This is a genomic window from Athalassotoga sp. (genome assembly GCF_049965695.1).
In the GTDB taxonomy this organism is placed as follows: domain Bacteria; phylum Thermotogota; class Thermotogae; order Mesoaciditogales; family Mesoaciditogaceae; genus Athalassotoga.
Window position 1 is genome coordinate 1 of sequence record NZ_JBMFWB010000024.1, and the last position, 19,739, is coordinate 19,739.

Here is a 19,739-nt window from a genome sequence, read left to right on the forward strand (position 1 = left end):
GTGAATATACTCATAAGATTCTTAAATCTTAGCGAACAGCTCGGCATTTCCAAAGAGGCTTGAAAGGAGAGATGATAAAATGAGACCAAAAACAAAAAGAAGACTTGTGAATTCTGTGAGGTACATTTTTATAATTTTGATATTAGTAGTTTTCTTATTTCCGGCTTACTGGATAACGATAACTGCCTTTAAACCATCTTCAGAATGGAATGAATGGCCGCCGCATTTTTGGCCTTATCATCCTACCCTTTCGAATTTCTTCGGAGGCAGTTCGGTTTCATCAATTGAAGGCATTTTACCATTTTTAAGAAACAGTTTAGTTATAGCGACAATCGTATCTGTCGTAACGGCCATAATTGCTTTGCTTGCTGCCTATTCGATTGCAAGATTTAAAACTGGTGGTATGGGTCTTGCAGGATGGATAATATCGATGAGAATGCTTCCTCCAGTTACGATAGTCATACCGCTTTACGTGATATACGCAAAGGTGAATTTGCTCAACACATGGACTGGATTAATTCTCATATATCTTGTACCAGCGATTGCACTTGGTGTATGGATTCTCATCACATTCATAAACCAGATTCCAAAAGAACTCGACGAAGCGGCGAGAATAGACGGAGCCTCGAACCTTCAAATTTTTACGCGTGTTATTCTTCCATTAAGTTTAAGCGGAATTGCTGCAGTTATGGTGTTAACTTTCATTCAAACATGGAGTGAATTTTTGCTTGCAACTATTCTTACAAGCAATTCGGCAGCACAGACATTGCCGGTCTATTTGGGAAGGTTCATAACAGGATATAATATTGCGTGGGGTGCACTTTCTGCTGCGGGCTTGATAACGATGTTACCTGTTATAGTTTTTGGTATCATATTCCAGAGATATTTGATAAGAGGTCTTACATTCGGTGCGGTAAAATATTGATAGAGGTGATGAAATGTACGAAGATATCAAAAGAATGCTTCACAAGGCTCACATGAATCTTGAAAATTACGGCCTTGTTATGTACACAAGCGGAAACATAAGTGTTAGGGTTGATGATCACGTTGTGATAAAACCATCCGGCGTCCCTTACGATGAGTTAAGGCCGGAAGATTTCGTCGTCGTCGATTTAGATGGTAAAGTTATAGATGGAAAGTTAAAGCCATCCGTTGATACGGCAACGCATCTTTACATTTACAAAAACAGGCCGGATATCGGTTGCATAATTCATACGCATTCTCCGTATGCATCTGCCTTTGCCATTTTAAACGAGCCTTTGCCGGTCTACAGCACCGCTCATGCCGATGTTTTCGGAGTTGAAATTCCAGTTTCCGAATATGCACCCGTCGGATCTGAAGCCATAGGCAAAGCGGCTTTAAAGGTTGCAAATCAATCCGGAGCAGTTTTGCTTGCAAAACACGGCGTACTCGTCTTTGGAAAAGATCTTAAAAGTACGCTGAGAGAGGCCATTTTCTTGGAAGAGGTTGCAAAGACGGCATATTTTGCAAAGACGATGGGAAGGCCGGAGCCTTTGAACGGTCAGGAGGCTCAGAGACTTTACGAGTACCACCACACACATTACGGACAGAGGTGAAAATATGTATCTGATGGGAACAGACATAGGAACTCAGGGAACAAAGACGATAATCGTAGATGAAAAAGGAAAACTTATATCCGACAGTTTTCGCGAATACAAAGTTACCACGCCACGTCCATCGTGGGCTGAACAATGGCCTGGCGTATGGGTCAAAGCCGTTATAGAAACGATGAGAGAGTCTCTTGCCAAATCAAAAGTATCCCCAAAGGAGATTGCCGGTCTTTCGATAAGCGGACTTTATGGCGGTTCCGGAGTCCCAGTGGATAAAAACGTTGAACCGCTTTATCCTTGTCTTATCTGGATGGATAGACGTGCGAAGAAGGAGACAAAATGGGTCAAGGATAACGTGCCGAAGGATAAAATTTTCGGCATAACGGGGAATTACGTCGATTCTTACTTTGGTTTTACAAAAATGATGTGGATAAGGGACAATCTGCCGGAAATTTGGGGAAAAACATATCAATTTGTAACGCCGAAAGATTTTGTGATTTATCAAATGACGGGTGAACTGCTCACGGATTACACATCTGCCGGAAATCTCGGCGGCGTTTTCGATATTCGCAAGAAAAATTGGTCAGACGAGATGTGTAAATTGTTGGGAATAGACAGGCACAAATTGCCACAAAAGATCGTCAGTTCATCGGATATCGTTGGCCATGTGAACAAAACGTACGCCGGACTTACAGGATTGCTTGAAGGTACTCCCGTTGTCTCCGGTGGAATAGACGCACCCGTTGCTCAGTTAAGTGCCGGTGCTTTATTTGAAGGAGAACATGTCGCGATGGCCGGAACTTCGATGTGCTGGGGAACTGTCCACGATGGAAAGTATCTTACTCCGGAACTTGTGAGTTATCCGTACGTCGTTCACGATGACAGGCTTATATACACGTTCGGAGGCGGAGCAACGTCGGGTGAACTTGCAAGGTGGTTTAGAGACAACTTCGGAAAGTACGAAAAAGAGATAAGCGAAAAGACCGGTATTCCATCGTACACCTTGCTTGAATTGGAGACGAAAAACATTCCGGCAGGCAGCGACGGAGTAATCGTGCTCCCGTACTTTATGGGAGAGAGATCTCCGATATGGGATCCGGACGCGAGAGGGGTTATCTTTGGATTGAGTTTGTATCACACGAGATCTCATGTGTACAAAGCGATGTTGGAATCGGCGGCGTACTCTTTAAAACACAACATGGAAGTTGCGATAAGATCCGGAATAAAATTAAATCGCGATTGCTGGATAGTTGGTGGTGTTGCAAAATCTGAGTACTGGGTGAAGATCTTTGCCGATGTCACAGGCTTTTCTATGAAAAGGCTCACAAATGACGTAGAAGCACCGTTCGGAGATGCCTTCCTTGCGGGACTTGGAACAAAGGTCATAGATAAGCCAGAGAGAATAAAAGATTGGGTAAAGTTCAGAACAGAAATAGAGCCTGATGAGAAAAACAAAGCAGTTTACGAAAAATATTACGAAATATACAAAGAACTCTACGAAAAAACAAAAGAAACGATGGAAAAAACTTCTTCGATCTTCGATCAAGAATAAGAGAGCGTAAAGCTCTCTTTTTATTTTATTTTGAGTTTGTGATTTATTCCATCGATAACACATTTGACCGCGTTGTCAAAGCCTACGCTGGAGGTATTGATGCAAAGATCGTACATTCTAAGATCAAGCCATGGAATTTTTGTAAAAGTCTTCATGTAATTTTCTCTATCGCGATCATTTTGATTTATCATATCGATGGCTTCTTTTCTTGAAATATTGTAGAGTTCAGAGACCCTCTTGATCCTGTCTTCCATTTCGGCATAGACAAAAATGCTGAATCTCTTTGGAAAATCGCGTAAAATGCACATCGATCCTCTTCCGAGAATTATGGCAGATCCTTTTTGTGCGATTTCTTTTATGAATTTAGATTCAAGTTCAAAAAGTTCTCTATCGCTTGGCAGGTACTTTTCTCCACCGGTCACCGTCAGGGTACCTACCGGTCCGGCTATGAAGAACTGTTCCCAAAAGGATACCAATCTTTCCTCTCTTTCCTGAAGATCCGATTCCGGAAGATTAAGGTAGTCCGAAACCTGCTTTAAAATTTGTCTGTCAACGAATGGAATAGACAATGCTTTTGAAAGCCTTTGACCGACTTCGGCTCCTCCGCAGCCTATCATATGACTGATTGTTATTATGTAATGGTTGTCCATTTAAAGGTCTCCTTTCAAATCTGTCATCTTAATGATACAACTTTTGTATCAAATTATACCAGATCTATTTTAAAAATCGAACTTCTCTTTAGCGAAGGGGCACCTGCAGGAGCTAAAAACCATTCAGAATTTAAATTTAACGCAGTATAAAAAGACTTCGTGTTTATCACGAAGCCTCGTTTTGGTTGTTGCCTTTCATTATTTTGCAATTATGTAATCAACAACGCTTTTTACATCTGTCAATTTGGAGATATCTTCATCGGGGATCTTTATTCCAAATTTTTCTTCGAGATCCATCGTCAACTCGACAAGATCGAGAGAGTCGGCACCAAGATCATCGACGAGTTTTGAACTTTCTTTTATTGTATCGATGTTAACCCCAAGATGGTTTGCTATTGCTTTCTTTACCTCATCCAAAACCTCAGAATTCTGCAATTTCGGCATTTTTTACCACTCCTTCCAGTTTATCCATTTCATCTATTGTGTCTGTTGAATAGGTCTCCGCATTGGTGATCTTTTTTACAAGGCCACAAAGCACGTTACCGGATCCAACTTCCACATACCTTGTTATGCACATTTCATTCATCGTTTGCACCGTTTCGATCCATTTGACCGGAGATGTAAGTTGTTCTATTAATTTAGACTTTATTTCATCTATCGTTCCAGCCACTTTACCTGTAACGTTGAGTACCACAGGTACCTGAGGCCTTCTAAAATCTATTTTGTTCAAAAATTCAGAAAGTTTTTCTTTGGCCGGCATCATGAGAGGCGAATGAAATGGACCGGAGACGTTGAGTTGAACTACACGTTTTGCACCTGCAGATTTAAAAATTTCGGTTGCGCTTAAAAGTGCCGTTATCTCTCCGCTTACGACTATCTGAAGAGGAGAATTGTAATTCGCAACGTAAACTCCATCCAAATTGCTTACAATTTCTTCGACCTTTTCAGGAGATAATCCAAGAATTGCCAGCATCGAACCCGCTCCACTTGGAATGGCATTTTCCATAAGTTCACCACGGAGTCTTACGGCTTTAAGTGCATCTTCAAATGAAAGTACCCCGGACGCGACAAGGGCTGAATATTCGCCAAGACTGTGGCCGGCAGCAACTTCAAAATCGATATTCTTCGATTTCAAAACCTCAAACGCCATAATAGAGGTTGTAAGTAAGGCTGGCTGGGCGTTGTAGGTCTTGGTAAGTTCATGTTCATCATTTCCAAAGACTATTTTCCTTAAATCAACACCAAGAATGTCACACGCATTATCCATGATACGCTTTGATTCTGGATACTCATCGTAAAAATCTTTCATCATGTTCAATTTTTGCGATCCTTGACCTGGGAAAATTAAAGCATTCATGCTTTTACCTCCATATCTATCGTTTTAAATGAATCTATCGTTTCAAGCGTTTCACTCCAGAGTTTAGACATGAGTTCTCTTACCGATGGAATATCGTTGACGAGTCCCGCAGACTGTCCTGACATGAAAGAACCATGATCTGTGTCTCCGTTGACAACGGCAGCCCTGAGGGCGCCTTTTCCAAGTTGTTCAACTTCTTCCGGTTTTCCACCTCTTTCATCTATTTTGAGGAGTTCATTGGTCAGAGGATTTCTCAAGGCTCTAACGGGATGACCTGTAACTCTTCCTGTCACAAGTGTATCTCGGGTTGAGGCTTTAAGAATTTTTTCTTTGTAATTTGGATGCACTTCGCACTCTTGAGTTGCCACAAACCTTGTTCCGATCTGAACTCCTTCAGCGCCAAGGGCAAATGATGCTGCTATTTGACTTCCCCTTGCTATACCTCCTGCGGCTATGACTGGAATTTCGACTGCATCGACAACGGCAGGTACGAGTACCATAGTTGTTACTTCACCGATATGACCTCCGGATTCCATTCCTTCGGCTATTACCATATCGACGCCGTAAGATTCGAGTCTTTTTGCGAACGCTTCAGAAGCAACGACAGGGATAACCTTTATACCTTTTGCTTTGAGAGGTTCGACATATTTGGAAGGATTGCCGGCGCCAAAGGTAACGGCTGTAACGCCTTCTTCGATTATAACTTTGACTATCTCATCTGCCATTTTTTCATAAACGATTACGTTGACGCCGAATGGTTTATCGGTCATTGATTTGGTCTTTCTTATCTCAGATCTGACCCATTCGGGATCTCGTCCTCCAGATGCAACTATTCCAAAACCTCCCGCTTCCGAAACGGCGGCAGCGAGTTTTGCCGTCGAAACCTGGGCCATACCACCCTGAATTACAGGATATTCTATTTTTAAAATTTCGCAAACCCTTGAAAACATCTGATGACCTCCTTATAATTTAAAAATACTTGCCGCTATTCCAAGCCCTGCACCGTATCCTACGGTTAACACCGTACTTGAATTTCCAATTTTACCCAAATCTAAAGCGTCTTTTATCGCCAAAGGAACGGACGCTGCCGCTGTATTGGCGTGATCTTCGATGGAAATTTGAAACCTGTCAATGGAAAGATTTAATTTTTCGGCCACTTTTGCTATTATTCTGTAATTGGATTGATGTGGCACAAAAAGATCTACATCCTTTATATCTAAATCGGCCTTCTTGAGTACCTCTTCTATCCCTTCAACAATGGCCTCAACTGCAAATCTAAACACTGCCTTTCCGTCCATTTGAAGCAACTGTCCTGATCTTTGAATTATCGATTCGTAACCCTCTCCTTGAATTCTTGAATAATTCGCGATTATCCCGGGTTTATCAGATCTTTCCATCAAAATTGCCCCCGCACCGTCTCCAAAGAGTGGCCCTACCGATTTATCTTTGAAATCTATTATTCCCGATAATTTTTCAGTTCCAACGATGCCTATCTTTGAAAAACTTCCTGATCTTATCATGGAATCTGCTATTTCCATTGCCTGAATAAATCCGGAACATCCTGCCTGAATATCTATACCGCCTATCCTTTCTCCGAAAGATCGTTGAATTCTTCCGGATATGCCGGGAATGAGTGTATCCGGAGTATTTGAAGCAACTATAAGATAATCGAATTTCTCGATCTTGCCATTTTTCATGGCATCATTCAAAGCCTTGACGCCCATTTCAACGACACTTTCTTCCGCTATGTGGCGCCTTCTTATACCTGTTCTTTCAAAGATCCAATTTTCCACGCCGATCATACTTTCAATCTGAGGATTTTCAACAACTTTTGGAGGAAGGTATCCTCCAACGCCAACGATTTTAGAAAAGATCATTTTTCCATTCCTAAAAGCAACGTTGCCGTTGCACACACGTTGCCATCAACTTTCGCCACTGCGTCTGCACTTATCATCCCCAAATGTTCTCCGGTTATCTTTATCTCATAAACTATTTTATCTCCTGGCCTTACAGGTTTTCTAAATCTAACTTTATCCGCTCCAACAAAGAGTGGCGTTTTACCCGGAACCAAAGTTATAAGGCCAGCCGTTTGAGCCATACCTTCGAGTATAAGTACCCCCGGCATAATGGGGTTATCTGGAAAATGTCCCTGAAATTGCGGTTCGTTGTAAGTAACATTTTTAAAGGCTACGATTTCTTTTTCGCTTTTGGATATCACACCGTCAACCATTAAAAAAGGATAACGATGAGGAAGTATGTCCGTTATCTTATCCATTTTTTTCCTCCGATATTACCGTTATTGTCAAAGTGTCATGACCGTATATGGAAGCCAAAGCCGGGTTCATGAAATCGGATGAGACTCTTGAACCAAATTTTTTTGAAAATTCCTTTGTTATCGATTCAACCGTTTTTTCCCTTCCGCTGTATCTTAAAATTATCGAGGATGGTTTATCTATCTCTTCAATTATCGACGAAACTGCGTTTTTCAAACTCCACATGCTTTTAACCACTGTTCGGCCAAAGCCGAATTTAACTATGTTGATCATCTTCGTGATGATCATAGATGCTTTTCTTTCGGAAATGACATCGTTCTTTCTCAAGAAAGAAAGATCTGAAAACAAAAGATATGTTGTGGCCGATCTGGCAAAAACGATGTCGTTATCAATTGAAATACCGCTGTTCAGAAACAAAGAAAGCGTGACGGCGTCCATTTTCTCTTCGATAATGCTGATCCCATCTATAAGAGAAGAAAGAAATGTAAGTTCATCCTTTAAAAAGCTGAAAGGTCTTGACGGTAAAAATATTTTTACAGGTACGAGTTTAGAAACGACCTCGTTGAGTTCATCAAAAGTGGGAAGTACTATGGCGCTTTTTTTATTCAAAGAAAAATAAGATCTGCGATCTATTTCGGAGACTCTTAATTTTCCACTTTTCCATTCGATGTAGAGCGGTATTTTTTCTACACCTTTGACATCAATGGAATCATCTACGAGTATTTTCATTCAACCTCTCCGGCCAGTAAAGATACGTTATGACCCCCAAAGCCAAAAGAATTTGAAATGAAATTTCTGATTTTAACTTGTTGTGGCCTTTGAGGGACACAGTTAAGATCGATTTGTGGATCCAGATTTTCAAGATTAACAGTTGGAAGCACAACAGATCTTTTCATTCCCAGCACAGATGATATGAATTCTATGGCACCTGCTGCTCCAAGCGTATGGCCGATGGCACCTTTGTTTGAACTCACAAAGATGTACTTTGATCTTTCTTTGAATATGTTTTTTATCGCCGTCGCTTCGGCCAAATCTCCAACAGGCGTAGAGGTGGCATGAGCGTTTATATAACCGATATCCTCTATCGAAAGACCTGAATTTTTTATGGCCATCTCCATCGCAGCGTAAGCGCCAGATCCGTTTGGATCTGGCTGCACCATATGGTAAGCATCATCGCTCATTCCATATCCCTTTATTTCAGCGTATATTTTGGCTCCTCGCTTTTTCGCGGATTCTAAAGATTCAAGCACTATTATTCCTGATCCTTCGCCCATAACAAAGCCATCTCTGTCCCTGTCAAATGGTCTGGATGCATGCTTGGGATCGTCATTTCTTGTCGATAAAGCCTTCATATTTCCAAAGCCCGCTATGGATATTTTACATATCGCAGCCTCAGATCCTCCTGCTATTACCGTATCTACAATTTCATGCCTTATCATGTCATAGGCAATGGCTATTGCATGTGCACTTGAAGCACATGCGCTAACGGTACCGAAGTTTGGCCCTTTCGCGCCGTATTGAGTTGCTATCGCTCCTGAAAGCGTATCTGCTATCATCATTGGAACAAGAAAAGGACTTACTCTCGAAGGACCTTTTGAAATCATGGTTTCCACTTCAGATTCAAGAGATTTTATTCCACCTATGCCGGAAGAGACTATAACGCCGGCTTTTTCAAGCATTTCTTTTGAAAGATTCGCATCTTCGACAGCCTCTTTTGCCGCTGCCACTCCCAATTGTGTGTATCTGTCATGATGTCTTGCATCTTTTGAATCCATGTATTTGGTTGGATCAAAGTCTTTTATTTCAGCCGCTATTTGAGATTTAAAATCTGCCGGATCAAATGTGTTTATTTTATTTGTAAAACTCTCGCCAGAAAGCATCCCTTCGAAAAACGCTTCTTTCCCCGTTCCCGAGGCTGCTATTATTCCCATGCCTGTAATGACTACTCTTCTCATATGCAACGATATGCTCCTTTCTACGTTTCAAAAATTATGTTAGCATAATTCGTGCCAAAATGATTTGTTCGTATTTATCGTTGATCTGAGAAAAATGGTAAGATACGATCGTTCAATTTTTGAATTGTTAAGGCAAATAGGTATCCAAATTTTGGAGGGTGAAATGATATTAAAGATAACTGGAAAAATAGGAAGCGGAAAAAGTACGCTGGCAAATTATGTTATCAATCTCTCTCAAAGGGAGATCATAGGCTTCAGATCTTATTTTGATGATTCCAAAAATTCACTCTACCTCGAGTTTGTGAATGGACCAAGATACAAAATAGCCTTTAGAAATGGAAAGATGGTTGGAATAAAAGAAACTCTCGACGATCTTGCAATGTGCCTCAATACCGTCGATACCACAGGTAAGGTGCTTTTCATAGACGAGATAGGATACGTAGAGATCGTTTCTCAAAAATTCGTTGATGCTTTGTTAAATCTCATTAAAAGAACGCAGGATGGCGTCATTGTAATAAGAGAAAACTCCCCCCTTAGAGGGGAATTAGATGGTATCGGAATCTTTTTTGAAATTCACAAGGTTGAGGCAACGTAACCTCCATCAACCCTTATCGTGGTGCCAGTTATATAGGAGGCGCGATCGGATGCGAGAAAGGCAACTATTGCCGCTATCTCTTCCGGCTTTGCAAGCCTTTTTATATCTGTCTTTTCGGCTATATCTTTGCTCGCCTCTTCAAAGGTTATTCCTTTCTTTTTGGCCGTATCCTCAAAAAGCGTTTTTATTCTTTCTGTAAGCGTATATCCTGGCGCTATGCAGTTGAATGTGATGCCTTTGGCGGCGTGCTCTGACGAGAGACTTCTTATCAGACCTACGACGGCCATCCTTATCGAATTTGAGAGTAGAAGGCGCGGAATAGGCTCATAAACGGAGACAGAGGTCGATGCGATAACGCGCCCCCATCCTCTGGAGATCATTCCGGGCAAAAACGCATTTATCAATCTTACCGCGCTCATCATCGTAAGATCGTACGCTTTATGCCAGTCCTCGTCCGTAAGATCTTCGAGATCCCCCGGTTTCGGTCCACCCGTGTTTATAAAGAGTATATCCACATTTCCAATCTCTTTATGGATACGTTTTATATCTTCTCCGATCGAAAGATCCCCAGTGTGGCCTTTAACCTTCGAGCTATATCTAGACGAGATTTCTTTTGCAACCTCCTCGGCATTGTGGCGCGAGACAATATGAACTACAGCACCCTCTCGAGCAAATTCTTCGGCCACTGCCCTTCCTATTCCTTTTGATCCTCCTCCAACGAATGCCACCTTTCCGCTTAGCCCTAAATCCATAATTCACCTCTCCACTTTTTTGTACAATTTTAGCACATCATTTGGTACCTTTCATCGTTGGAGGAAGGTAATGTGCAAAATCGGAGGCATGTTGGTAATAGGCTCCGTATCCTGTTACAGCAAAGGCAATGGCTGAGAGGACAAGTAATATGAATATGATCCATCTGATACTTTTAGATTTAAGCCCCAATGGCGCCATTAACGCACCAAGTCCAGATGTTATAAATCCTCCAAAGGCTATAATTGGACTTTGTGTCATACTGTAGATCAATATGTCGACGGATATAACGATATTTATCAGACCGCCTGCAGAAGACAGAAGTGCTAAGGGAAGAAGATCCGAATTGCTTTTTATTGCCACGCCTATAGATATGAGAAGTGCTCCAAACCATACAGAAGGTTCTCCAAAGATTATATTGTAAGATCCGGGCAAAGGCCATGTGAAGATCATATCAAGGCCGGTTACAAGCAGGATAAATCCTATCATCCAGAATCCGTAAATCCATGAAGAATTAGATTTTCCACTTCTATATTTCAGTGTATAAATACCAGCAAAAAGTAAGCCAGATGCCGCTGCTATAAGTTGAATCGTCACGTAATCTATAAACATATATACCTCCTTAAAGTGATTTTTTTCACTTAAAAGTATACAATAAAGGTCCAATATTGTCAATACCTTGTCTGGTATACTTAAAAAAAGGGGTGTTCGAAATTGAAATTGAGATCGCCGATCAAATGGGCTGGAGGGAAAACTCAGTTACTCGATCAACTTGACAAACTTTTGCCGGCAAAATTTTCAACGTATATAGAGCCTTTTGTAGGTGGAGGGGCGCTGTTTTTTCATCTTTTGCCCGCAGATGCCGTATTGATAGATTTAAATACCGAACTTATAAATTTTTATATTACCGTAAGAGATGAGGTTGAAAATCTCATAGAAAGTTTAAAGGTTCACAAAAACCAAAGTGATTATTACTACAAAATGCGTGATCTTGATCCTTCGAAGTTGAGTTCGTTAGAGCGCGCCTCTCGCTTTCTTTATCTTAACAAAACCTCGTACAACGGGCTTTGGAGAACGAATAAAAAAGGGGTATTCAACGTTCCGTTTGGAAGGAACAAGAATGTGCGTCTCTTCGATGAAGAGAATATAAGATGTGTAAGTCTTGCACTTAAAAATGCGAAAATCATCTCTGGAGATTTCACAATAGCGCTTCAATATGCGAAGGCAGGGGATTTTATCTACATGGATCCTCCGTACCATCCTCTTTCAAAGACTTCAAATTTTACATCGTATTCCGGAACTTTTGTTGAAAGAGATCAAATAAGGCTTTCAGAATTCTTTAGAGAATTAGACAGGATAGGTGCTTTTGTGATGTTAAGCAATTCAAACACGGATTTCATAAGATCGCTTTACAAAGGATACGATATTCGTTTTGTAAAGGCGACGAGGCGAATAAATTCAAAAAGTGACGGCCGCGGTGCGATTGAAGAGATTGTCATAAGGAATTTTTCATAATTTTTCATTTTCTTCCGGAGATTTTTTGAACTTAAGGAATCTCCAGAAACGATTTGGTAGCGTTTTGATCAACCATGAAATCAAAAAGTAGACTGCTATTCCGGCAAAAATAGCCGCAAAGTCCCTTATTTTTCCTCTCAACAAGAAAAGAATAAGATATATAACCGCGTCCATTAATATCGAGGCAATTATGACTTTTATGAAGTAATAAAGGTCGAAAAACCAAACTTTGAATTTTACTCTTAGTGAAATTAGCATTACGATCACAAAATATATCGAAGATATCGAAGTCGATAGCGCAAGTCCTGTTTGTTTGAGATGTGATATAAAGAGAAAGTTAAGCCCTATGTTTATCCCAAGCCCTATCATTCCAAAGATCATCGGAGTTCTGGTATTTTTAAAAGAATAGTAGATCTGCACAAGGACCGCTCCAAGCGAAGATGTAAAAAGAGAAAGAGAAAAGGCGATAAGAGGCGGATAGGTCAACATCGTTGATTCGACCGTGAAATTTCCATGCTGGAAGATAAGAGTTATTACCTGTTTGGCAAGAGGGAAGAGTGCAAATGTGACAGGAATCAAAAAGAAGGCAAGCAATTTCATAGCCCTTTTGGTTGTTATCGTGAGTCCTCTTATGTCGTTTTCGGCGGCCCTAGATGCGACGGAAGGGTATGTAACCTGTGTTACGGGAGTGCCAAGTACCCCATTGGCCGCGCTTGTTATTCTATTTGCGTAAGAAAGAGAACTTATAGCGCCTGTCTCGAGTGTGGATGCAAATGTTCTGTCCACTATTGTGTTTAACATTCCCAAAGCGCTTGAGAAAAACAGGGGCCATATCATCTTATAGAGATCTCTTGTCTCCGGGATCTTTCTTTTTATCTTAAATGGATTGAGATATTTCCTTTCTGCAAAACCGAGGACGATGAAGATAAAGGTCGGTGGCAGTGTCCATGCGAGAGCGAGAGAAACCGCTCCGAGGTGCTTTGTTGCAAAAAGTGTTCCTATGACTATAAAATCAAAACTGAGTCCAACAAGGGGATATGCGAGAAATTTTTTCTCGCTTTGTAAAAGCCCGTTGACAAAACTTAGCATGGCACCGATTACGGTAGCAAAACTCATCCATCTTATGAAGTTGACGGTCATATCATGATCTGCCTTTCCAAAACCCGGAAAGAACAGATGTGTTACTTCAGGTGCGAAGATAGCAATAAGAACAACAGCCGCGGCAAGCATTAACGTTGTTGAGTAAAAGATCGTGGCCGAAAAATGTTTGGCTTCTTCTTCATTTTTGTTCTTTATAACCCTTACAAAGAGTGGAATGAAGGCCGCTACGATCGTTCAATTTTTGAATTGTTAAGGCAAATAGGTATCCAAATTTTGGAGGTCAAAGATGATTTTAATATTTTTTGAAATTCACAAAGTCGAAGCCACATAACCTCCGTCTATTCTTATCGTGGTACCTGTTATGTATGCGGCACGATCTGAGGCGAGGAAAACAACGGTTGACGCTATTTCTTCCGGCTTTGCAAGTCTTTTTATATCTGTTTTTTCAACTATATCCTTACTTGCTTCTTCAAAGGTGATGTGCTTTTTTTGTGCGGTATCGTTGAAAAGTATTTTGATCCTTTCTGTAAGCGTGTAACCTGGCGCAATGCAATTGAAAGTTACGCCGTCTTTTGCATGCTCTGCTGAAAGACTTCTCATTAACCCTATCACTGCCATTCTTATTGAGTTAGACAGCAAAAGCCTCGGAATTGGTTCGTAAACGGATACAGAGGTCGATGCAATGATACGGCCCCATTTTTTAGAAAGCATACCGGGCAAAAACGAGTTTATCAATCTAACCGCGCTCATCATCGTAAGATCGTACGCCGTATGCCAGTCTTCATCTGTCAAGTCTTCCATGTCTCCTGGTTTAGGACCTCCGGCGTTTATAAAAAGCACATCAACGTCTCCGACTTCACTTGAAATGCGTTTTACATCATCGAATTTTGAAAGATCTCCGTCATGTCCGAACACTTTTACATCGTATTTTTGAGATATTTCTTTTGCGACTTTGCTTGAATCATGTCTGGCGATGATATGAATCAGAGATCCTTCTTTGGCGAATTCATCTGCCACGGCACGGCCAATTCCCTTTGTTCCACCACAAACGAGCACTTTTTTGTTTTTTATACCGAGATCCATTTTTATCTCCTCCAAAATTGTCATTTGTATAATTATACCCTCATGCTATAATCTATAAAAAGCGAAATTGCGGAGAGTTGTCATGAGCATAAGTAAAATGGCGAAGATCGATGGTAGTGTCGAGTTTGGGCAAAATGTAGTTGTTGAAGATGAAGTTGAAATATCAAAGGATGTAAAAATAGGTCACAACGTTGTGATTCACGCAGGTGTTAAAATCGGAGAGGGCAGTGTCATATCTGACAACACGGTACTTGGGAAGATCCCATTTAAAGCATCTGCAAGTGCAACAACGAAGATAAAGAAACTTTCTTCGTTGGTGATCGGTGATCATGTCATGATCGGCGCAAATTGTGTGATCTACACGGGATCAACGCTTCACGATAACGTCTTTGTGGGAGATCTTGCCTCAATTCGTGAAGACGTGGAGATTGGAGAGTACACGATTATCGGCAGAGGAGTTGCCATCGAAAATCAAACGACGATCGGGAAACATGTCAAAATCGAAACCGGATCTTACATAACGGCCATGTCTACAATAGAAGATCGATGCTTTATAGCACCGGAAGTTGCTTTTTCGAATGATAACTATCTTGGAAGAACGGAAGAGAGATTTAAGCATTTCAAAGGACCAACTTTGAAGAAGGGATCAAGAATAGGGGTTAACGCAACTTTGTTACCTGGCGTTACGATCGGAAAAGATGCCGTTGTGGCTGCGGGATCGGTCGTAACCAAAGATGTCGTTGGCGCGATTATAGTTGCAGGCGTGCCAGCAAAGTATTTCAGAGATGTTCCGAAAGATCAGTTACTTGATGAAGGAGGGGATTAAATGACCTGGAAAGGTTGGACGGCTCTTATTGCAGGTGTATGGTTTATAATTGCCGGTTTTCTTCCGTTAGGTGTTACGGGTAACATGTTAAACGATGTGATCGTGGGGATAATCGTCGCGATAGTCGGTTTCATGATGCTGCCAGAAGGCGCATCGTGGCAGGGATGGATAATAGGGCTTGTGGGAGGAGTATGGATGATAATAGCGGCCTTCATACCATACGTTAGCGATCCAAGTACCCATCACCTTCATAATCTTGCCAACGACATAGTCATCGGTATAATAATTTTGATAATCGCTTTGTTTGAAAGATCGAAAAAGGCAAATTCAAAAACCGAAGTGAAGAGTTAATTTCATACAGATCTAAAATCATCTTTGTGAATGAATTCTTTTAGGCGGTGAAGATCACCGCATTCTTTTTTTACCGTCTCGTATATTCTCTCCATAGGAGGAGGAAGAAGGCCGAATTCAATCAGATTCTGTTTGAGGATGTTTTTTGATTCTCCATCGAAAACTAACTTTCCATTCGAAATGATTATAGCCCTTTCAAAGTGTGAAATCGCTTCTTCAACGGAATGGGTTACTATGATGGTACTTTTACCTTTTGAACGAAAATCTTCGAGCATTTCAAAAAAGGCATGTGCACTTGCCGGATCGAGAGATGAAGTTGGTTCATCAAACACAAGATATTTTGGGCCACACGCGATTACAGAGGCAATTGCAACTTTTCTTTTTTCTCCTCCTGAAAGTGCAAACGGAGATTTTGAGATCACGTCCAATTCCAATCCCACAGCCTTTATGGATTCTTTTATTGCAGAGTCAACTGCCTTTTCATTCATTCCAAAATTTCTTGGTCCAAAGGCTATTTCTTCGTAAACCGTGTCTGCAAAAAACTGGTGCTCTGGATACTGAAAAACAAGCCCTATTCTCTTCCTTATCTCAAACAGAAGATTTTTTTCTGACGTAAGCATGCCATCGACTTCAACTTTTCCCGTAGTGGGTTTTATTATGCCATTCATGAGTTGTAAAATCGTCGACTTTCCTGATCCCGTTTTTCCCAGTATTGACAGAGATTCACCGTCTTTTATTTCGAAAGAAGTATCGCTAATCGCTTCCTTTTCAAAAGGCGTTTTTCTGTCGTAGGTATAACTTACCTTTTCAAATCTGATCGACAATAATTCACCAACTTCCTTTCAAGTTCATCAACGTCCATAAGACGATCTATTATGCCAGCCTCAAAAAGATCGAGTTCGAAATCCACCAGTTTTGAACTTCCAAAATCTTTTTTTATTTTGCCGGCGATCTCAACCGTCTCTCCGTCAAAAAGTATGTGCTTGTCTTTGAGATAAATTATCCTTTTAGATATAACGATTTCGTCAAGCAGGTGCGTTGAGAATATTATGGAATGACCGCTTTCGTGAAGTTTGACAAGAGTTTTCAAAATCGTTTCTCTACTTACCGGATCCATCATCGATGTCGGTTCATCCATCACCATATATTTAGGTTCCATCGCAAACACATCGGCGACGCACAGCAATTGCTTTTGTCCACCAGAAAGTCTGTGTGGTTCCACATCTTTTAAATTTTCAAGTCCGACGAATTTAAGTGATTCGTCAATTCTTTGCAACATCTTATCGCGTGGGATGCCGAGATTTTCAAGGCCAAAGGCAACATCTTCTTCCACAGTCGTACCGACAATTTGATTTTCCGGATTTTGAAAAACAACTCCGACGTTCTTTCTCAAGTTCCATATGTGGATTTCATCTTTTGTGTCTATACCGTCTATTGATACCGTTCCTGAAGTTGGAAGGATAAGTCCATTCATCAATTTGAATAAAGATGTTTTGCCTGCTCCGTTCAATCCAAGTACTGCTATGAACTCTCCTTCGCCGATTTCAAGGTTTATACCTTCAAGAACTTTTACATCTTCATATTCAAAACTTACATTTTCAAATTTTATCATTTTTTGAGATGTAAACCCTTATTCCTCCATCTTTCACAAGTGTTGAAACTTTACCGAATATCCTTTTCATCTCTCTTTCTATCGCACTTCCTCCGGCGTTATGAATACCAACGCATGCAATAGAACCGTTGGCTTTTAAATGTTCCCTTGATTCTTCTATCAATTTTACCCAAACTTTTTTACCGGCAGCCATTGGCGGGTTGAAAACGATGAAATCAAAGGCCATTTCTTTCCATGGTTCAAAACCGTCTCCCGATCTTACAACTGCCGAAATGTTGTTGTTTTTGGCGTTCATCTTTGCGTATTCGAAGGCTCTTTCGTTAATATCGCTCATGAAAAGATTTATATCCGGATCTTTAACCTTCAAAGATATCCCGATGAACCCATACCCACATCCAAGATCGAGCAAATCTCCCGTCGCGTTTTCCGGAAAATTTCTCACAAGTACAACAGAAGCCCTGTCAGGACTGCCAAAAGAGAAAACACCGCTGACACTTTTGAATTGAAGTTTAACGCTTTTTACACCGAATTCGAATATCTTTTCAACAGTTTTGCTCGTTGGATTTTTAGAGTAATAATGTTCAAACATACTTCTCTCCATACTCACAAATGCCAAGCAAAGGGCAATTTTGACAGATCGGCTTCGATCTGCAATAAACTTTTGAATGCTGAACTATAAGGGCATGAAATTCTCCGAGTGTTTTTGAATCTTTCATGACATTTGTAATTTCAAAATTTTCTTTTATTCCAATTCTCAAAAATAATCTTTTTGAGTAAGCATCAGATATAAAAACAGGCCTTTCGAATATGTACAGCAACATCGAATTTGCAGTTTCCTCTCCTATACCGTTGACCTTGAGGAGTAACTCGGAAAGCGTTTTAGTGTCGAAACGATCAAGGATTTCAAAATCAAATGAAAATTCTGAAAAAAAAGACAAAAAATTCTTCAACCTTCCCGCTTTGAGTTTTGGAAAACCAGAAGGCCTTATGAGATTTGCAAGTTTCTCGGACGAGGCTATGTACATGCGATATGGCTCCATTAAACCGGCATTTTCAAGATTTTTTATCGAAACAACGACATTTCTCCACATCGTGTTTTGAGTTAAAATTGCTCCTACCGATATCTCGAATCTACTGTTAGCCGGCCACCAGCCCTGTGGTCCATAATTGTCGTACAACTTTTCGAAAATTGTCACGTAATCAACCATACGATCCCCTTTGATGTGCACTCAAAGATAGTATATCATCATTCTTCCATCTTTGTTGGGATCAAAGGTAACATCAAAGCGGATACAAATCCGAAGATTAACATGAACCAAAATGAAAGGTAAATGTTAACTCCCACTCCCAAAAGCAAGGTTACGACACCGACGCCGGCAGCACCTCCGACGATGTTAGACAGACCCCATATGTAAGCGCTTGCCGTTGCGGTGTACTTTGGGGGAAAGACTTGAGTTAAATAACCAAGTAAGACGGGAAAACCGCTCATCGCAAAGAAAGTCTCAATTAAATACATCGAAACTGAAAATATAAAGTTATTCCACAAAAGGAAGATTAAAAATACCGCGGTTGAGGCTATGGTCGTGAGAAAAACTGTGAATCTTCCTCCTCTTTTTGTCGTCAGATAGCCAAAAAAAGGCTGACCAACGATTGCACCGAGAAATGCAACGGTCAAAAAGATACCGACAAGTGTTTTGGAATCGTAAATTTTGTACACGTATTCTCCCAAAAATGTTGTCGTTCCGGACATGAACATCGATCTTATGAATACAATGGTGCCGAGTATAAAAAGGAATTTTACGTACTTTGGATCTAATTTTTCTTTTTCACCTTTTTTGAGATTTTGATTTTTTACTTCGTAATGCATTCTATTAAAAGTTGAAAGACCGAAATACACGACAAAAGCGCCTGCTATCATGTAAACGGCGGTGAGGAACATGCCCGTGCTTTCTCCGACGGCGAGTACAAATGCCGTTATGATCATCGGGGTAAAAGATCTTCCCATGCTACCCAGAGAACCGTTTACACCTAAAGCCGTGGGAGAATTTTTTCCAAAAGTGTAAGCAAGAATTGAACTTCCAAGCGGATGATAAAAAGATTGCGCAAAGCCAAGTAAAATAGCGGCAACGGCTATCATGATGTAAATGTGTGAAGTTAGCAAAAACGCAAGGCCGAAAAGAAAGACAGATATTCCCGCAAGCAAAAGTCCAAGAGTCATAAGCGGAACATCAACATCGCGCTTATCCGCAAATCCAGATATGAGAGGAGAAATAAGGCCTGATATAATTCCGTACACAACGGCCATTGAACCAAGAAATGTCAGATTAACGTGATAAAATTCGCTGTAATAAACTATCAGTAAAGAAAAAAGCAACAAAGTGCCATCATTTAAAAAATGACCTATAGACGTAAAAATAAGGACTCGTGCATTAGATCTATTCAAAATAGTTCCTCCTTATGGAAAACAATTTTCTATATTATTTTAAGACAATTTTATTTTTACTGATAGGTATTCAAAGTTACAACTTGATGTAAGTATGTCAGACCT

General features: G+C 40.6%; 24 protein-coding genes. 7 read left to right on the forward strand and 17 right to left on the reverse strand.

Annotation, left to right across the window (positions count from 1 at the left end):
• The first annotated feature begins 79 nt into the window (after positions 1 to 79).
• The 3 genes from ACP5NR_RS07575 to ACP5NR_RS07585 are packed head-to-tail and all read left to right on the forward strand — an operon-like array spanning position 80 to position 3,123.
• On the forward strand, positions 80 to 925 hold the full coding sequence (locus ACP5NR_RS07575; protein ID WP_428005628.1) for a carbohydrate ABC transporter permease: 846 nt from the start codon (positions 80 to 82) through the stop codon (positions 923 to 925).
• A gap of 13 nt (positions 926 to 938) precedes the next feature.
• On the forward strand, positions 939 to 1,577 hold the full coding sequence (locus ACP5NR_RS07580; protein WP_428006221.1) for an L-ribulose-5-phosphate 4-epimerase: 639 nt from the start codon (positions 939 to 941) through the stop codon (positions 1,575 to 1,577).
• A 4-nt stretch (positions 1,578 to 1,581) separates the two neighbouring features.
• Positions 1,582 to 3,123 carry an FGGY-family carbohydrate kinase gene (locus ACP5NR_RS07585; protein ID WP_428006222.1) on the forward strand — a complete coding sequence of 514 codons (1,542 nt, stop codon included), beginning with the start codon at positions 1,582 to 1,584 and terminating at the stop codon, positions 3,121 to 3,123.
• Between the two features lie 20 nt (positions 3,124 to 3,143).
• On the opposite strand, the gene ACP5NR_RS07590 is transcribed toward ACP5NR_RS07585, so the two are convergent.
• The 8 genes from ACP5NR_RS07590 to fabF all read right to left on the reverse strand — a co-directional run bounded on the left by ACP5NR_RS07590 (position 3,144) and on the right by fabF (position 9,358).
• A complete protein-coding gene (locus ACP5NR_RS07590; protein WP_428006223.1) occupies positions 3,144 to 3,773 on the reverse strand; it encodes an AAA family ATPase in 630 nt (209 codons plus the stop codon).
• A 198-nt stretch (positions 3,774 to 3,971) separates the two neighbouring features.
• Positions 3,972 to 4,217 carry an acyl carrier protein gene (gene acpP / locus ACP5NR_RS07595; RefSeq protein WP_428005335.1) on the reverse strand — a complete coding sequence of 82 codons (246 nt, stop codon included), beginning with the start codon at positions 4,215 to 4,217 and terminating at the stop codon, positions 3,972 to 3,974.
• Positions 4,195 to 5,130 carry an ACP S-malonyltransferase gene (gene fabD, locus ACP5NR_RS07600; protein WP_428005334.1) on the reverse strand — a complete coding sequence of 312 codons (936 nt, stop codon included), beginning with the start codon at positions 5,128 to 5,130 and terminating at the stop codon, positions 4,195 to 4,197. The genes acpP and fabD overlap by 23 nt, the downstream gene beginning before the upstream one ends.
• On the reverse strand, positions 5,127 to 6,080 hold the full coding sequence (locus ACP5NR_RS07605) for a DUF561 domain-containing protein (RefSeq protein WP_428005333.1): 954 nt from the start codon (positions 6,078 to 6,080) through the stop codon (positions 5,127 to 5,129). Before ACP5NR_RS07605 ends, fabD begins: the two co-directional genes overlap by 4 nt.
• Before the next feature lie 12 nt (positions 6,081 to 6,092).
• A complete protein-coding gene (locus ACP5NR_RS07610; protein ID WP_428006224.1) occupies positions 6,093 to 7,007 on the reverse strand; it encodes a 3-oxoacyl-ACP synthase III family protein in 915 nt (304 codons plus the stop codon).
• Positions 7,004 to 7,405 (reverse strand): 3-hydroxyacyl-ACP dehydratase FabZ, encoded by a 402-nt coding sequence (gene fabZ / locus ACP5NR_RS07615; protein WP_428005331.1) that lies wholly within the window; start codon positions 7,403 to 7,405, stop codon positions 7,004 to 7,006. Before fabZ ends, ACP5NR_RS07610 begins: the two co-directional genes overlap by 4 nt.
• Positions 7,398 to 8,132: a hypothetical protein gene (locus ACP5NR_RS07620; RefSeq protein ID WP_428005330.1), complete on the reverse strand. Its 735-nt coding sequence runs from the start codon at positions 8,130 to 8,132 to the stop codon at positions 7,398 to 7,400. The genes fabZ and ACP5NR_RS07620 overlap by 8 nt, the downstream gene beginning before the upstream one ends.
• Complete coding sequence (gene fabF, locus ACP5NR_RS07625; protein ID WP_428005329.1) at positions 8,129 to 9,358, reverse strand: beta-ketoacyl-ACP synthase II; 1,230 nt, start codon at positions 9,356 to 9,358, stop codon at positions 8,129 to 8,131. Before fabF ends, ACP5NR_RS07620 begins: the two co-directional genes overlap by 4 nt.
• Positions 9,359 to 9,521: 163 nt before the next feature.
• Between fabF and ACP5NR_RS07630 the strand changes: the two genes are divergently transcribed.
• Entirely contained in the window at positions 9,522 to 9,953 is a 432-nt protein-coding gene (locus tag ACP5NR_RS07630) for a nucleoside-triphosphatase (RefSeq protein ID WP_428006225.1), read from the forward strand.
• On the opposite strand, the gene ACP5NR_RS07635 is transcribed toward ACP5NR_RS07630, so the two are convergent.
• On the reverse strand, positions 9,932 to 10,705 hold the full coding sequence (locus ACP5NR_RS07635) for an SDR family oxidoreductase (protein ID WP_428006226.1): 774 nt from the start codon (positions 10,703 to 10,705) through the stop codon (positions 9,932 to 9,934). The genes ACP5NR_RS07630 and ACP5NR_RS07635 overlap by 22 nt on opposite strands.
• Positions 10,706 to 10,742: 37 nt before the next feature.
• Positions 10,743 to 11,315 (reverse strand): DUF981 family protein, encoded by a 573-nt coding sequence (locus tag ACP5NR_RS07640; RefSeq protein ID WP_428006227.1) that lies wholly within the window; start codon positions 11,313 to 11,315, stop codon positions 10,743 to 10,745.
• 102 nt (positions 11,316 to 11,417) lie between these two features.
• Here ACP5NR_RS07640 and ACP5NR_RS07645 point away from each other — a divergent pair, with 102 nt between their 5' ends.
• Complete coding sequence (locus tag ACP5NR_RS07645; protein WP_428006228.1) at positions 11,418 to 12,218, forward strand: DNA adenine methylase; 801 nt, start codon at positions 11,418 to 11,420, stop codon at positions 12,216 to 12,218.
• Here the strand turns inward: ACP5NR_RS07645 and murJ are convergent.
• Together murJ and ACP5NR_RS07655 are read right to left on the reverse strand one after the other, a co-directional pair.
• Positions 12,213 to 13,550 (reverse strand): murein biosynthesis integral membrane protein MurJ, encoded by a 1,338-nt coding sequence (gene murJ / locus ACP5NR_RS07650; RefSeq protein WP_428006233.1) that lies wholly within the window; start codon positions 13,548 to 13,550, stop codon positions 12,213 to 12,215. The two genes, ACP5NR_RS07645 and murJ, sit on opposite strands and share 6 nt — an antisense overlap.
• Before the next feature lie 78 nt (positions 13,551 to 13,628).
• The gene (locus ACP5NR_RS07655; RefSeq protein ID WP_428005328.1) at positions 13,629 to 14,426 is read right to left on the reverse strand and encodes an SDR family oxidoreductase; all 798 of its coding nucleotides are present in this window, start codon (positions 14,424 to 14,426) and stop codon (positions 13,629 to 13,631) included.
• Positions 14,427 to 14,484: 58 nt separating this feature from the next.
• On the opposite strand from ACP5NR_RS07655, the gene ACP5NR_RS07660 reads away from it, so the two are divergent.
• Together ACP5NR_RS07660 and ACP5NR_RS07665 are read left to right on the forward strand one after the other, a co-directional pair.
• Positions 14,485 to 15,228, forward strand: coding sequence for a DapH/DapD/GlmU-related protein (locus ACP5NR_RS07660; RefSeq protein ID WP_428005327.1), 744 nt, complete (start codon positions 14,485 to 14,487; stop codon positions 15,226 to 15,228).
• The gene (locus ACP5NR_RS07665) at positions 15,229 to 15,579 is read left to right on the forward strand and encodes an SPW repeat domain-containing protein (protein ID WP_428005326.1); all 351 of its coding nucleotides are present in this window, start codon (positions 15,229 to 15,231) and stop codon (positions 15,577 to 15,579) included.
• Between the two features lie 2 nt (positions 15,580 to 15,581).
• Here ACP5NR_RS07665 and ACP5NR_RS07670 read toward each other — a convergent pair whose 3' ends face one another.
• Genes ACP5NR_RS07670 through ACP5NR_RS07690 form a run of 5 tightly spaced genes read right to left on the reverse strand, consistent with a single transcriptional unit; the run spans position 15,582 to position 19,634 of the window.
• Positions 15,582 to 16,403, reverse strand: a complete 822-nt coding sequence (locus ACP5NR_RS07670; RefSeq protein ID WP_428005325.1) for an ATP-binding cassette domain-containing protein — start codon at positions 16,401 to 16,403, stop codon at positions 15,582 to 15,584.
• Positions 16,379 to 17,191, reverse strand: coding sequence for an energy-coupling factor ABC transporter ATP-binding protein (locus ACP5NR_RS07675; protein ID WP_428005324.1), 813 nt, complete (start codon positions 17,189 to 17,191; stop codon positions 16,379 to 16,381). The genes ACP5NR_RS07670 and ACP5NR_RS07675 overlap by 25 nt, the downstream gene beginning before the upstream one ends.
• On the reverse strand, positions 17,178 to 17,780 hold the full coding sequence (locus tag ACP5NR_RS07680; protein ID WP_428006229.1) for a class I SAM-dependent methyltransferase: 603 nt from the start codon (positions 17,778 to 17,780) through the stop codon (positions 17,178 to 17,180). The genes ACP5NR_RS07675 and ACP5NR_RS07680 overlap by 14 nt, the downstream gene beginning before the upstream one ends.
• A complete protein-coding gene (locus ACP5NR_RS07685; RefSeq protein WP_428005322.1) occupies positions 17,773 to 18,399 on the reverse strand; it encodes an endonuclease III domain-containing protein in 627 nt (208 codons plus the stop codon). The genes ACP5NR_RS07680 and ACP5NR_RS07685 overlap by 8 nt, the downstream gene beginning before the upstream one ends.
• A gap of 38 nt (positions 18,400 to 18,437) precedes the next feature.
• On the reverse strand, positions 18,438 to 19,634 hold the full coding sequence (locus ACP5NR_RS07690; RefSeq protein WP_428005321.1) for an MFS transporter: 1,197 nt from the start codon (positions 19,632 to 19,634) through the stop codon (positions 18,438 to 18,440).
• Positions 19,635 to 19,739 lie beyond the last annotated feature (105 nt).

Excerpts from the sequence above, each read along its gene's own strand:
- ACP5NR_RS07605 (WP_428005333.1), bottom strand. The coding sequence starts at position 6,080 with ATGTTTTCAAGGGTTTGCGAAATTTTAAAAATAGAATATCCTGTAATT.
- acpP (WP_428005335.1), bottom strand. The coding sequence starts at position 4,217 with ATGCCGAAATTGCAGAATTCTGAGGTTTTGGATGAGGTAAAGAAAGCA.
- ACP5NR_RS07620 (WP_428005330.1), bottom strand. The coding sequence starts at position 8,132 with ATGAAAATACTCGTAGATGATTCCATTGATGTCAAAGGTGTAGAAAAA.
- ACP5NR_RS07665 (WP_428005326.1), top strand. The coding sequence starts at position 15,229 with ATGACCTGGAAAGGTTGGACGGCTCTTATTGCAGGTGTATGGTTTATA.
- ACP5NR_RS07575 (WP_428005628.1), top strand. The coding sequence starts at position 80 with ATGAGACCAAAAACAAAAAGAAGACTTGTGAATTCTGTGAGGTACATT.
- ACP5NR_RS07655 (WP_428005328.1), bottom strand. The coding sequence starts at position 14,426 with ATGACAATTTTGGAGGAGATAAAAATGGATCTCGGTATAAAAAACAAA.
- ACP5NR_RS07635 (WP_428006226.1), bottom strand. The coding sequence starts at position 10,705 with ATGGATTTAGGGCTAAGCGGAAAGGTGGCATTCGTTGGAGGAGGATCA.
- ACP5NR_RS07580 (WP_428006221.1), top strand. The coding sequence starts at position 939 with ATGTACGAAGATATCAAAAGAATGCTTCACAAGGCTCACATGAATCTT.
- ACP5NR_RS07640 (WP_428006227.1), bottom strand. The coding sequence starts at position 11,315 with ATGTTTATAGATTACGTGACGATTCAACTTATAGCAGCGGCATCTGGC.
- fabZ (WP_428005331.1), bottom strand. The coding sequence starts at position 7,405 with ATGGATAAGATAACGGACATACTTCCTCATCGTTATCCTTTTTTAATG.
- ACP5NR_RS07660 (WP_428005327.1), top strand. The coding sequence starts at position 14,485 with ATGAGCATAAGTAAAATGGCGAAGATCGATGGTAGTGTCGAGTTTGGG.
- fabD (WP_428005334.1), bottom strand. The coding sequence starts at position 5,130 with ATGAATGCTTTAATTTTCCCAGGTCAAGGATCGCAAAAATTGAACATG.
- ACP5NR_RS07590 (WP_428006223.1), bottom strand. The coding sequence starts at position 3,773 with ATGGACAACCATTACATAATAACAATCAGTCATATGATAGGCTGCGGA.
- ACP5NR_RS07675 (WP_428005324.1), bottom strand. The coding sequence starts at position 17,191 with ATGATAAAATTTGAAAATGTAAGTTTTGAATATGAAGATGTAAAAGTT.
- ACP5NR_RS07685 (WP_428005322.1), bottom strand. The coding sequence starts at position 18,399 with ATGGTTGATTACGTGACAATTTTCGAAAAGTTGTACGACAATTATGGA.
- fabF (WP_428005329.1), bottom strand. The coding sequence starts at position 9,358 with ATGAGAAGAGTAGTCATTACAGGCATGGGAATAATAGCAGCCTCGGGA.
- ACP5NR_RS07585 (WP_428006222.1), top strand. The coding sequence starts at position 1,582 with ATGTATCTGATGGGAACAGACATAGGAACTCAGGGAACAAAGACGATA.
- ACP5NR_RS07630 (WP_428006225.1), top strand. The coding sequence starts at position 9,522 with ATGATATTAAAGATAACTGGAAAAATAGGAAGCGGAAAAAGTACGCTG.
- ACP5NR_RS07680 (WP_428006229.1), bottom strand. The coding sequence starts at position 17,780 with ATGTTTGAACATTATTACTCTAAAAATCCAACGAGCAAAACTGTTGAA.
- ACP5NR_RS07610 (WP_428006224.1), bottom strand. The coding sequence starts at position 7,007 with ATGATCTTTTCTAAAATCGTTGGCGTTGGAGGATACCTTCCTCCAAAA.